This window comes from Streptomyces sp. NBC_00273 (assembly GCF_036178145.1).
Taxonomy (GTDB): Bacteria; Actinomycetota; Actinomycetes; order Streptomycetales; family Streptomycetaceae; genus Streptomyces.
In genome coordinates this window covers 7,847,429-7,860,330 of sequence record NZ_CP108067.1, presented here as the reverse complement: position 1 = coordinate 7,860,330, position 12,902 = coordinate 7,847,429, and the positions used below count along the sequence as shown (strand labels likewise).

Genomic DNA, 12,902 nt, shown 5'->3' with positions numbered 1-12,902 from the left:
ATCGGGAAGGGCGAGGAGGGTTCCCAAACTGTAGGAGCGAATTCGCCGACGTCCAAGAAGCGCCGTGGCGAGGGGTCGGATTCCGCACCTCACGCCGAATCCTTGGTCGAACGTCGATTCGGGGCCAACTGCTTGTGAGTTGTCCGGCGCACACGGGGCGTGGCTGAGGGCGGGCCCGCCTTCGCGCGGGTCCGCCCTCCGGCCCGTACGGCACGAACCCGTACGGCCGTCAGCGGGCGCGGGCGCCCCGGGGGGCGAACACGCGCCACATCCACACCTGGCCGAACGCGACGGCGGCCAGCACCGGCAGGACCCCCACTGCCAGTAGCCCGAGGGAGGCGGAGTCCGCGATCGCCTCGGACAGGGTGAGCGCGCCCTCCCCGGAGCGGGTGGCCAGCACCGTCGTACCGTTGACCACGCCGATCGCGGCGGGCAGGGCAACCAGCGGGGCGGTGCCCAGCAGCAGCGCCGCACCGGGGCGGCCCGCCGTACGGAGCCGTTCCGATGCGTACGTGCCGACCGCGGCGGCCACGCCGACCAGGATCACCGCCACCGGGGCGCCGGTCACTCCGGCCGCGGCCACCGCGGCAAGGAGGGCGAGTCCCACCAGGGGCCAGTGGAGCCGGCCGGCGAGCCCCGCCAGCCGTATCTGGTCGGGATCGGCCTCGGGCAGCCGACGAGCGGCGAAGAGCACTCCCTGGCGGAGGCTGCCGACGACGACCACGGCCGCGCAGGCGAGTGAGAAGGGGTCCACCAGATCGGAAAGCACGGCCACAGCACGCCCGTTGCCGTCCGTCGACAGCCCCCGGATCAGGGCCGCCAGCAGCGTCCCCCATACGAGGGCCAGCACCAGGCTCGCAACGGGCAGGACGACGTCCCAGAGGCGCCGCCAGCCGCCGGACGGGAGCGCCGTGCGGAACCACAGTGCGGCGTCGCGCAGTACCCAGGCACCCAGCACCATCACCACGGGGACCCGCAGGGCGGTCAGCAACTCACCCTCCAGCAGCGGCAGCGCGCCGAGCAGCAGGCCGACGAAGGCGACCAGCCACACCTCGTTGGCGAGGAACAGGGGGACGACGGCACGGCGGGCCCGCTCGCGGTCCCGCTCCGTCCGCGCGAACCAGAACAGCATGCCCATGCCAAAGTCGACGCTCTCCAGAGCCAGGTATCCGGCGAGGAGCAGGCCCGTCAGGGCGTACCAGAAGACATCCACAGCGGCGTCCCGTCACATGTGTAGGTCGGTCAGTAGGAGAAGTGGGCATCGGCGCTGCCGGGGTCACGGCCGGCCGCTGCACCGTTTCGCCCAGCGGGGTCGGCGGGGGCCGTCGGGTCATCCGGCTCGGGCATCAGGTCGGCCCCGCCGATGAACGCCCCGTCGGGGCCCAGCCGCGCGTAGTGGGTGAGCAGTGCCCAGTCGACGACGGCGAGGAGCGCGAGCACGGTCGTCAGGACGAGGACCGTGGTCAGCATGGCACCGAAGGAGACGTCCGAGACGGCCTCCTCCACGGTGAGCTCGCCGGTCACCGCCCACGGCTGGCGGCCCACCTCGCGGGTGAGCCATCCGCAGATCAGGGCGATGAATCCGAAGGGCAGCAACATCACGGCGAACCGCATCCGGAAACGCCTCCGGGACGGCGGCACGTCCGTCCGGCGGGCGGCGGTCGCCGGAATCCACGCGACGAGCACCAGGATCACCCCGATGACGATCATGAGCAGGGTGGGGATGCCCACCCAGTCCGGTGGCAGCCAGTCGCCTGGCCCGTGCCGTGCCACCTCGGCGGCGTTCACCTCTTCCGGCGAGGGGCCCTCGCCGGTCACCACGGCGTACTTGGCGGGCTGGTAGCCCGCCAGCGCCTCCAGGTGGACGAGGCCCGCCACGACGGTGACGAGCGCGCCGGCACCCGCGAGGAGGCCGCCCTGCGCCAGTGTGGGCCGGAAGAAGTCGACCTCGTGATCACGGCGCAGGTGGGAGGCGCTGACAGCGGCGATGAACAGCCCGGCGAGCAGCGCCACGGCGCCTGCGATGTGCGCCAGCGCGTACCAGGTCGCCTCGTTGGTGAGGATCGCGCCCCAGTCCGTGACGCGGGTGACGCCGCCGCTCGTCTCGTGGCCGACGGGCTTCTGCATGAAGCCGTTGACCACCATGATCCAGAACGTGGAGGCGTACGCGGTGAGCGCGACCAGCCAGATCAGCACCAGGTGGGCGCGTGCGGGCAGGCGCCCGAAGCCGAAGGCCCACATGCCGAGGAAGGTGGACTCCAGGAAGAACGCGGCGATGGTCTCGATGGCCACCGGGGTACCGATGACGTTGCCCATCGCGTCGGAGAGGCCGGACCAGTTCAGCCCGAACTGGAACTCCTGCACGATGCCGCTGATGATGCCCAGCGCATAGTTGATGACGTACAGGCCGCCCCAGAAGCGCACCCGCCGCATGCCCGTGGCTCGCGCCTGGCGGTCGCGGGCCCGGGTGGCGCGGGTCTGCGTCACGGCCACTACGGTGACGAGGCCCAGGGTCAGGGCGACGAAGAGGAAGTGCAGCCCGGCCGTGACGGCGAACTGAAGGCGCGCGAGTTCAGCTGTGTTCACGGCAGCGTCCCTCGCTCAGGTGGACGGCCTGCCGGACGGTCGGGGCGGACCCCGCGCCGGTCGGGAGGGGGCGCTCGGCGAGCGTCGTGCGGGCGTCCGACCGGCTGAGCGGCTCCCGCCCCGCTCCCCGTTCGAGTCGCCTGGTCCGTAAGTTCACCCAGGGCCGGGTGACCCGTATTCGTGCGACGGATTGGGGGGAGCCCGCCTCCTCGACCTCGGCCGCGAGGCGCTCCGACTGACATAACTCCATGGAATCACCACACCGTTCTCCAGCTCAGTTCACCGCGCGAATCGGCTCATTGAGCGCCGGCAATCTCTCGTAGGGTCAAATTGACTTGCAGGACAACAAGTTGGCGAGCGGGAAGCAGAAGACGGCGTCAAGACCGCTCGCCGGCAGCGGAGTTCATCAGGTCGGCCACCTTCCAGCGACGGTCGGCCGGAACGAGGCCGAGGAGCAGGACCTCCCACATCTCGTCGACGCGCTGGTCCAGGTCGCTGCGGCCGGTGAGCACCGAGGAGACCATCTGGATCCCGGCCAGCCCGGAGATCACGAGATATGCCACGGCGTCCGGTGAGATCGTCGGCACGATGTCACCGTCCTCGATGGCCTTGCGGACCATGTTCTCGCACGCGTCGATCCACATCCGGTACGCGACGGGCAGTTCGCCGGTGTAGGTGAGCTCCATCAGCAGCCGGGTCCCGGCCCGGACGATGACGTCCTTGTCGATCATCCGCGCGGTCGTCTTGGAGATCGCCACGATCTGTTCCAGCGCGCACCCGTCGCTTCGGGTGATCTCCTCCACGACGGCGCTCATCCGGCTGTTGTGCTCGTTGAGGACCGCTCTGGCGAGAGCTTCCTTGGCCGGGAAGTGGAAGTGCAGCGCACCTCTGGTCGTCCCGGCCCGCTCGATGATCCGACCGAGGCTCGCGCCGGCGAACCCCGCCGTGTCGAACACGGCCGCGGCGCTCTCGATGATGTGCTGCCGGGTCGCGAACGCCCGTTCCTGCTGAACTTCTCTCATCCGTTGGACCCTCCCAACGGGGCAAATGCTGTTGACATCGCTCAAACCTATCCGGACCGCTGTCATCGGCCCACGACATGGGTACGTCACACGTACTGCCGGCCCGTGCCGACGGGCACGCGTGCCCGAACCGTACCTCGCCCCGTTCGCATGCCTTCCGCGGCCGCCGCCCGCCGGCCGCGCCATGCGCCGGGCACGGCTACTTGACGGCGACCAGACGCTCCACGTGCCCGCCCTTGAGACGGTCCGTCTCCTTGATGTCGAAGCCCGTCGAGCGGACGTTCTCGATCGGACGGCGGCGCAGATGCTCACCCGCCGACGGCACGCTGAACCGTTCGATGACCCCCTGGATGCCTCGGAGCAGCCAGTTGGGACTCACCACGTGGTCGATGCAGACGAAACGGCCGCCGGGGCGCAACACCCGGTGGATCTCCCGCATCGCCCGGTCCACGTCGGGAATGGCGCACATGCTCAGCGTGCAGACGACCGTGTCGAACGTAGCTTCCCCGAAGGGGAGTTGATGCGCGTCACCCTTGCGCAGCTCGACCTCGCGCCCCAATTCGTCGGCGCGCGCTCGCGCGGCTTCCAGCATCCTGTCGCTGATGTCGATGCCGGTCAGCCTGATGCCGGACGGGTAGAAGGGCAGGTTGAGACCGGTCCCGATCGCGACCTCCAGGACCTCTCCGTCCGCCCGGCTGCACACCCATTCCCGCTGGCCCTCGTAGAGCAGCCGGTCCCAGAACTTCATGTCCTTGTCATAGCCGGCCGCCATCTTGTCCCAGTACGCACGCCACTTCTCCTGCTTGCTCACAATCGGCTCCGCCCTCTCTCGGTATCTGCGTTCTCACTTGCCGGTGACGTAGCGGGGCCGGGCGAGCCGTCCGGCCACCACGCCGGAGAGCTTCCGCGCCGACATCGCGTAGAGCATCCTGCTCGCCATGAAGCGGTACAGGTGTCGTGCGCGGACGCCACGCATGCCCGCTTCCAGTCGGCGCACCACCTCGCGGGCGTCTTCCTCGGTCGTCATGGTCCGGTGCAGGAAGCGCAGCATGAACACGAAGATTCCGCTGCGTTCGAAGACCAGCTGCGCCGCCGCCATTTCGAGCAGTACGCCGAACTTGGACCTGCCGAAGGGGAAGTACGTGTCGTTGAGCCGGAGCCGCAGCATCGCTCCCCGGCCCTCGACCTTCCCGAAGAGCGGCGATTCCTCGGCGAGGCGCCGGATCCCGGCCTCGAGGATGCGCTGGGCCGCAACCGCCCGCTCGCGCGCGGCCGGGTCGCTCATGTGCCGCAGGGCGTGGTGCGCGATGTGCGCGCCCAATCCGTTGCGGAAGTACCTGCTGCGCATGGAGACCTGGCCGGCGTCCGTCGCCATGGCCCGGTCGAAGACCTCCTGCGTGCACAGCACCGACGAGACCGGGAAGAGCATGTCCGTCATGGCCTTGCCGATCGCCACCAGGTCGACGTGGCGCAGCATCTGCTGATGGGCGAGGTAGTCGTTCCCCGTGCGCCATCCGCCGGACAGCACCTCGTCGACACCGATCAGGTAGCCGCCCGTCCCGCGCAGCTGCTCGACCGTACGCAGGATGCGCTCCGGCAGGAGCTGGCACATGCCGCCGCGGATGGCCTCGAACCACACCAGCGCGACCTCTCCGGAGGAGAGCACCTCCCGCAGCCTGTGGACCGCGTCGTCACCGAACGGGTCGATGTAGACCAGGTCGTGGTAGTAGGGACGGAAGGCGTCCTCGTCGGATTCGGTGACCTGCGGGCCCTCTTTGCTCAGGTTGATGGCGAACAAGGACTTGCCGGCGAAGTTGCCGGTGAAGGTGACCACCTTGGTACGCGTCGGGTTGGCCAGCATCGCGAGGGCGGCGGCCTGGTCGACCGCGGTCGCCCCGCTGACCGCGGGGAAGGCCTTGTCGAAACCGGTCAACCCGGTGAGGAACTCTTCGAGGTCCGCGTAGTAGTCGTGCTCCGGGTCGTGGACCGCCAGCACCTCGGCGGGGACGTCCGGCGGGTTGTGCCCGCGGAAGTTGCTGCCGAAGCCGCCGCAGCAGTCCAGGATCTCGCGTCCGTCGTCGAGGTGCAGCCGGGCGCCGCTCGCGCGCTCGACCTCCAGGTGCATGCCGACGATCATTTCCATCTTGGCCATGGAGGGGTTGACGTACCGCGCCCAGTACGCGCGCATCGTGTCCCGGTCGGCGTCGATCTCCGCCAGTGTCCTGCGCTGTTCGGGGCTGATCAGTCCGTGCTCGTCGAGTGTCGCCAGCACGACCTCGGCGCAGAAGGTGTTGCCGCCGAAGGTGGAGGTCTGGGCGTAGCAGTCGACGTCGTTGTTCCAGATCTCGTACGCCTGCTCGGTCATGGTGAAGCAGCCGAACGGCACCTGGTTTCCGCCGAGGCTCTCCCCGTAGACGATCACGTCGGCGCCCAGCGGTCCGGTGAAGAGGCTGACGTCACCGAGTTCGAGTTCGCTGTCGCAGAGCACCACCATGCCGCCCTGGGAGCGGACGGTCCTGAGCAGCGGTTCCAGTTCGGCCGTCGAGGTGTCGGCCGATCCGTCGCGTACGACCACGACAGCCGACCAGGAGTGCTCCGGTAGCGCCTCCGTCGCCTGCACGGCACTGGTCACCACCACGACGTGCGGTGTCATCGCCCTCTCGACCCCCTTGGAGGTGGGGTCGACGAAGGGTGCGAAGACGCCCTTCGCGTCGATCATCAGGATCCAGCCGCCGTCGTGCCGCTTGTTGCGCACGGAGGTCTGCCGGGCCAGCTTCATCGCGCCGGAGAGCGCCTCGACCGTCGAGTTGATGAGGAAGCTTCGATAGAGGGGTGCGCCACCGCGCGCGGTGAGCGACGAGCCGATGAGGTAGGCCAGCTTGGTGCTCGCCTCGTTCATGTAGTTGCTGGACGTCAGGAAGGTGCACTTCTGATCGGCGATGCGGCGCTCTATTCGGTCCAGCAGGCCGGCGGTCGCAGGTCTGAACACCGAGCCCTCGGTCGACTGTCGCTCCACGGATGCTCCTCGGATTCAGCTGATCACAACGGGAAGGTGGGGTGGGGAACGTGCGGGGGGGGGGAGGGGACACGGGCGGCGCCGGCGCCTGCGCCGCCCGTGTCCGGTCGGGGAGCCGCGGGTCAGCGGACCGCCGCGGACTTCGCCAGGTGCCAGCCCTGCGCACGGCGGCGTTCCCGCCAGAAGTGCGCGTACCGGCCGTCGCGTGCGACGAGGTCGTCGTGGACGCCCTCCTCCACGACCCGGCCGTCGCCGAGCACGATGATGTGGTCCGCCTCGCGCAAGGTGTGCAGCCGGTGGGCGATGACCAGTACGGTGCGGTCCCGCGCGAGTGCCGCCATCGCCTCTTGCAGGGCGTGCTCGTTCTCGGCGTCCAGGGCCGCGGTCGCCTCGTCGAACAGCACGATCGGGGTGTCCTTGAGCAGTGCGCGCGCCATCGAGATGCGCTGGCGCTCACCACCGGAGAGCCGGCTCCCGCCCTCTCCGACGGGTGCTTCCCAGCCGCCCGGCAGCCGGTCGGCGATCTGGTTGACGCGCGCCGTGCGGGCCGCGGCGTAGACCTCCTCGTCGGTCGCGTCGGGCCTGCCGAGGCGTACGTTCTCCAGGATCGTTCCGTCGAAGAGGTAGACGTCCTGGAACACGGCCGAGATGAGGGACGTGAGGTCCTCGGTCCGCATCTCGCGCACGTCCACGCCGCCGACGCGCACCGCCCCGGCGTCCGGGTCGAAGAACCGCGCGATCAGCCTGATCACGGTCGTCTTGCCGGCGCCGGACGGACCCACCAACGCGGTCATCCGGCCCTGCGGCACCCGCATCGACAGTCCGTCCAGGACCATGGAGCCGTTGTAGCCGAAGCGCACGTCGTCGAGTTCGATGTCGGCGCCGTCCGCCCGGCGCGACGTCTGCGGTTCGGGCAGCGTCTCCGTGTCGATCAGTTCATTGATCTCGGTCAGCGCGTTCTCGGCCACCCGGATCGCGCCGCCCAGTTCGGAGGTGAGCATGATCGGCTCGACGAACCGGGCGGACAGCACGAGCAGCGCGATGAACTCGGGCGCCTCCAGGGATCCGCCGAGCGCCAGGCGGGTTCCGAGCGCCAGCAGCACGATGAACGACGCCTGTGCGATGAAGGCGAGCCAGACCAGACCGGGCATGCTCGCGCGCAGCATGCGTCGACCGGCCGCGTGCTGCGCGACCAGCGAGTCGTCGAGCGCGGCGTGCCCCTGCGCCGTACGGCCGAAGGCCCGGAGCACCGGCTGGGCGCGGGCGAATTCCACGATCCGTACGGCGGCGTCGGCGTGGATGCGGTCCGCCTCCTTGTCGGCCGCCGCCATTCCGCGGCCCGCCACCCGGTACACCAGCGCCACGGCGAGCGCGGCGACGGTCATCGACAGGGCCAGTCGCCAGTCGAACAGGAACATCGCCAGCACCACGACGGCGGGCGTGACGAAGGTGTCGACCAACTGGTGCAGCAGGTGGGCGGGCACGCCCATGATGTCGACCACGCGCTGCGAGGCCAGCCGCCCGAGTCCGCCGACGCGGTCGGGGGTGAACCACGCCAGCGGGAGCTGGGCGACCTTGTCCCCGATCCGGTGGTGCAGGTCGCGGCTCATGGCCGCCCCCGTGCCGTAACCGGCCAGTGTCGCCGGGTAGCTCACCGCCGCGTAGCCGAGCCACAGCACCGCGAGGGTGATCACCCACGGCCAGGCCCGTTCCGGCTCGTCGCCGAGCAGTTCGCGCAGGGCGGGGACGAGCATGACGAACGCGACGCCTTGGAGTACGGCGGCGACGGTGAACCAGGCCAGCAGCCTGCGCAGTGCGCGGTCGTGCTTCGGGCCCAGTGCGGTGAACAGTCGACGGATCATCGCCCTTCCTCCTTCGCGATGCCGGCGCCGGCGTAGGCGTCGTGGCCGTCGGTCTGCTCGGCGCCGGCCTGCTCCTGCAGGTTCCACATCCGCCGGTACCGCCCGCCGGCGGCGAGCAGCTCCTCGTGCGTGCCCTGCTCGACCATCCGGCCCTGTTCGAGGACCACGATGCGGTCGACGCCGACGACCGAGGCCAGCCGGTGCGCGACGACGAGCACGGTGCGCCCCACGGCCAGCTCCGACAGCGCGTCCTGGATCTGCGCCTCCGATTCCGGATCGGCATGGGCGGTCGCCTCGTCGAGCACCACGATCGGGGTGTCCGCGAGGATCGCCCGGGCGATGGAGATCCGCTGTGCCTCGCCGCCGGAGAAGCGGACGTCCTTGCCCACCATCGAGTCGTAGCCACCCGGTAGTTCCTCGATGCGCTGATCGATGGCGGCCGCGCGAGCCGCGCGGCGCACCGTTTCGTCGTCCGCGTCGGGACGGGCGAGCCGGATGTTGTCCCGCACGGTGGCGTCGAGCAGCTGTACGTCCTGCAGGACGAACGACACCAGCCGGTACAGCTGGTCCGGGTCGATGTCGCACAGGTCCACGCCGCCGATGGTGACGGTGCCCGCGGTCGGGTCGAAGAACCGGGGCAGCAGCTTCGCGAGGGTCGTCTTGCCCGAACCCGAGCTCCCCACGAGGGCGGTCACGCTGCCGGGTTCGAGGGCCAGGTCGATGCCGCTGAGGACCGGCCGGTCCGTGTCGTAGGCGAACTCGACACCGGACAGCTCCACGCGGACGCCGCCATCGGTCTCCGGCCGCTGTGGCGCGTCGGGGACCGCGAGTTCCGGCGCGGCGAGCAGCGCGCCCACGCGCTTGGCGGCCGCCCCGGCCATCTCCATGTCGTGACCGTGGAAGTCGAGCGCCTGCAGGGGCGCGGCCACGCTCAGGCCCAGGATGGCGAACGGCAGCAGGTCGAGCGGGTCGAGCGAACCGGACGAGACGAGTGCCGTGCCGCCGATCAGCACGGTGAGCAGGATCGTGACCGGTCCGAGGATCAGTGCCGACGCCGCGGTGGCCCGGTAGCCCTTGGAGATCCAGGCGATGAAGAACGTCGTGAAGTCGTCGGCTGCCTGCGCGTACTGACGGTGCGCCCGCCGGGCCTGGCCGAACATCTTGACGACGGCAATGCCCTCGACGAACTCGATGACCCTGGAGACGATGCGCTCCTGGGCCTGCTCGTAGGCGGCGGTCTGGGCGTCCAGGCTCACCATCATCTTGATGAACAGCCCGATTCCGATCACCAGCGGGATCATCAGGATCGATGCCATCCGCCAGTCCACCACGAAGAGGTAGACCAGGGTCGCGAGCGGGGTGACCACGCTCGCAGTGAGGTTCAGCAAGGAGTGGGCCACCAGGTGGTGCATGGTGTCCACGTCGTGCTGGACCGCCTTCCCGATTCCGCCCGCTCCGCGATCGGTGAACCATCCCAGGGGCACCCGGCCGAGCCGGTCGACCAACCTGCGTCGCACCGAGAGCTGGAAATCCAGGTCCGCGGCATGGGCGATCGCTCCCGCCGCGGTGTTCAGCACCAGCCACAGCATCAGAGCGCCGCCCGCGACTGCGGCGACCGTCCATGCCGCGCCCTTGTCGACCGGGCCGTCCACCAGGAGCACCCTCGCCAGTTCCGCCACCGCGGCGAACGGCACCACGGCGACCACCGCAGCGACGGCCTGCAGCCCGATCGCCGCGCCCAGCCTCGACTTGACGGGGCGCAATAACTCTCCGAGACCCACTGCTTCCAACGGTTGCGCCTGCTCCGATTTCATCGCGTCCCTGTCACCTTCCGTCGGCTTCGACCCCTCCGCTCCGGCCGTCCGCCAGAACAGTCGGAGCGCGCGCGGACATGGCCCTGCTGTCTGGCACACGTCCGCGTCCACCAACCTACCAAGAAACAGGCTGTTTAACCCGTTTACTTTTTCCCAAGTCCCGTCCCCCGCCTACCGGGTGATCGACAGGCCGCCGTCGAAGGGGATCACCGTGCCGGTCAGGAACGCCGAGCTCCGCGAACCCAGGAACTGGATGATGCCCGCGAGGTCGTCCAGCCCGCCGGGCCTGCGCATGGGTGAGCTCAGACCGATCTCGGCGGCCAGCGACTCCTGCAACATGTCCGACTCGAAGGGACCCAGCGCGATGGCGTTGACCGCGATGCGCGGAGCGAGCCGGCCGGCCAGGTGCCTGGTCATGTGGTGCATGGCGGCCTTGCTCGCCGCGTAGGAGTAGATCTCGGCCGACGGCACGTGCAGCCCGTCGACGGAGCCGATGTTGACGACACGGGCCGGGTCGCCCGCGACCGCGGCCGACTCCAGCAGGGGCCGGAGGAACTTGACGAGATGGAACACGGCCTTCAGGTTGACTTGGAGCGCCGAGTCCCAGGCCGCGTCGTCGAAGTCGTCCAGCGGCGCCGTGTGCAGGACGGCCGCGTTGTTCACCAACAGGTGCAGCTGGTCGACGTGTTCGCCGAGCCGGTCGGCGAGCGCGCGGCAGTCGTCCTCCGTCGCGAGAGCGCCGGCGAGCGGAACGCAGTCGCCCAACAGCGAGAGCCGGGCGGCCGTCTTCTCGGCGGCCGCCATGTCACGGGAGGTCAGGTAGACCGTCGCGCCCGCTTCGACCAGGGCCTGGGCGATCAGCGCGCCGACGCCCTTCGCCGCCCCGGTGACCAGGGCGGACTTCCCTCGGACCGAGAACAGCCCGGACGGATCCTCGTACGTCATGATGATGTGCGTCCTTCCTTGGCCGCCAGCTCCGCGGCACGCTTGCGCAGCTCCTTCTTGTCGATCTTTCCGACGGAGGTGAGCGGCATGGCGTCGATGAATGCGAACCGGTCCGGGATCTTGTAGGCCGCCAGACCGCGGTCGCGGAGGTGCCGTTTGATCACGGGGCCCTTCAGGCCGTTCTCGTACGCGACGACGAAGGCGCAGATCCGTTCGCCCAGCGCGTCGTCGGGCTCGGCGACGACGGCCACGTCATGCACCCCCGGGTGGCTCGCCACGAGCTCCTCGATCTCGTCGGCCGCGACCTTGTCGCCGCCGCGGTTGACGAGGTCCTTGGCCCGGTCGACCACGACGAGGTGGCCGGACGGCAGACGGCGCACGATGTCGCCCGTACGGTAGAAGCCGTCGGCGGTGAAGGCACGCGCGTTGTGCTCGTCCGCGCGGAAGTAGCCGCGGATCGTGTACGGCCCCCGGGTGAGCAGGTGTCCCGGCTCGCCTTCCGGTACGGGGCGGTCCTCGTCGTCCACCACCGCGATCTCGTCGGCCGCCGACATGGGGACGCCCTGCGTCGTCTCCACGAGCTCGTCCGGGTCGTCCAGCCGCGTGTAGCAGATCAGGCCTTCCGCCATGCCGAACACCTGCTGGAGCCGGCACCCGAGGACCGGCCGGATCCTTGCCGCGGCGGACGGTCCGAGCCGGGCGCCGCCGACCTGGAGGACCCGCAGGCTGGACAGGTCGTACCGGGTGTCCTCGGCGGCGTCGAGCCACAGCAGCGCGATCGGCGGGACCACCGCGGTGACGGTCACCCCGTACCGCTCGATGAGGGGGAAGACATCGCCGTCGCTCGGGCCCGGCGCCAGGACCACGGTCGCCCCGCTGTCCAGCGCGCCCAGGACGCCCGGCGCGCAGAGCGGGAAGTTGTGCGCGGCGGGCAGTGCGCACAGATAGACGTCGGTCTCGTCGAGCGGGCAGGCCATGACGCTCGCGCGCGCGTTGTACAGGTAGTCGTCGTGGGTACGCGGGATCAGCTTCGGGACCGCGGTCGTACCGCCCGACAGCTGCAGCACCGCGGGGGACCCCGGATCGGGTTCCGGCAGGGGCACCGGATCGGCGAACAGACCGGACAGCGCGCGGTGGCGCCCCGGATCGCCGTCGACGACGATCGTGCGCAGCGTCGGACACTCCACCCGGACCCGCTCGGCCATCACCCGGTAGTCGAACCCCGACCGCTGGTCCGCGATGACCATCGCCACGGCCCCGCTCTGCCGGCACAGCTGCGTGATCTCGTGCTCGCGGTGTGCCGGCTGGGCCAGGACCGGCACCGCGCCGATCCTGAACAGAGCGAAACACACGAGCACGAACGCGGCGGTGTTGGGGAGTTGGACGAGCACGCGCTCGCCCGAGGCGGCCACCCCCTCCTCGTACAGGCCCGCCGCAAGGCGGTCGACCTCGGCGTCCAGCTCGGCGTAGGTCCAGCTGTTCGGGCCGTCGACCAGCGCCGTACGGGCGCCGTGGCGGGCCGCGGAGTCGCGCAGCACGCGGCCGAGGGAGATGCCGCTCCACAGCCCCTCGGCGCGGTACCGCGCGGCCAGGTCCTCGGGCCACGGCGTGAACTCGCGCTGCCGCGGGGCTTCACTCACCAGTGCGTTCATCGTCG

At 70.2% G+C, this 12,902-nt stretch carries 10 protein-coding genes; all 10 read right to left on the bottom strand.

Annotated features, from left to right (window positions below; genetic code table 11):
• Positions 1–229: 229 nt before the first annotated feature.
• The 10 genes from OG386_RS35155 to OG386_RS35110 all read right to left on the bottom strand — a co-directional run bounded on the left by OG386_RS35155 (position 230) and on the right by OG386_RS35110 (position 12,897).
• Positions 230–1,213, bottom strand: a complete 984-nt coding sequence (locus tag OG386_RS35155) for a cytochrome d ubiquinol oxidase subunit II (RefSeq protein ID WP_328791402.1) — start codon at positions 1,211–1,213, stop codon at positions 230–232.
• Positions 1,214–1,242: 29 nt separating this feature from the next.
• Positions 1,243–2,586, bottom strand: a complete 1,344-nt coding sequence (locus OG386_RS35150) for a cytochrome ubiquinol oxidase subunit I (RefSeq protein ID WP_328791401.1) — start codon at positions 2,584–2,586, stop codon at positions 1,243–1,245.
• Positions 2,573–2,836: a hypothetical protein gene (locus OG386_RS35145; RefSeq protein WP_328791400.1), complete on the bottom strand. Its 264-nt coding sequence runs from the start codon at positions 2,834–2,836 to the stop codon at positions 2,573–2,575. The genes OG386_RS35150 and OG386_RS35145 overlap by 14 nt, the downstream gene beginning before the upstream one ends.
• 127 nt (positions 2,837–2,963) lie before the next feature.
• Entirely contained in the window at positions 2,964–3,608 is a 645-nt protein-coding gene (locus tag OG386_RS35140; protein ID WP_328791398.1) for a ScbR family autoregulator-binding transcription factor, read from the bottom strand.
• Positions 3,609–3,807: 199 nt separating this feature from the next.
• Positions 3,808–4,419 carry a class I SAM-dependent methyltransferase gene (locus OG386_RS35135; RefSeq protein ID WP_328791397.1) on the bottom strand — a complete coding sequence of 204 codons (612 nt, stop codon included), beginning with the start codon at positions 4,417–4,419 and terminating at the stop codon, positions 3,808–3,810.
• A gap of 33 nt (positions 4,420–4,452) precedes the next feature.
• The gene (locus OG386_RS35130) at positions 4,453–6,624 is read right to left on the bottom strand and encodes an aminotransferase class III-fold pyridoxal phosphate-dependent enzyme (protein ID WP_328791396.1); all 2,172 of its coding nucleotides are present in this window, start codon (positions 6,622–6,624) and stop codon (positions 4,453–4,455) included.
• Between the two features lie 122 nt (positions 6,625–6,746).
• Positions 6,747–8,486 (bottom strand): ABC transporter ATP-binding protein, encoded by a 1,740-nt coding sequence (locus tag OG386_RS35125; protein ID WP_328791395.1) that lies wholly within the window; start codon positions 8,484–8,486, stop codon positions 6,747–6,749.
• On the bottom strand, positions 8,483–10,300 hold the full coding sequence (locus OG386_RS35120; RefSeq protein WP_328791394.1) for an ABC transporter ATP-binding protein: 1,818 nt from the start codon (positions 10,298–10,300) through the stop codon (positions 8,483–8,485). The genes OG386_RS35125 and OG386_RS35120 overlap by 4 nt, the downstream gene beginning before the upstream one ends.
• Before the next feature lie 171 nt (positions 10,301–10,471).
• Positions 10,472–11,245, bottom strand: a complete 774-nt coding sequence (locus OG386_RS35115) for an SDR family NAD(P)-dependent oxidoreductase (protein ID WP_328791393.1) — start codon at positions 11,243–11,245, stop codon at positions 10,472–10,474.
• On the bottom strand, positions 11,242–12,897 hold the full coding sequence (locus tag OG386_RS35110; protein ID WP_328791392.1) for a (2,3-dihydroxybenzoyl)adenylate synthase: 1,656 nt from the start codon (positions 12,895–12,897) through the stop codon (positions 11,242–11,244). Before OG386_RS35110 ends, OG386_RS35115 begins: the two co-directional genes overlap by 4 nt.
• Between the last annotated feature and the right edge of the window lie 5 nt (positions 12,898–12,902).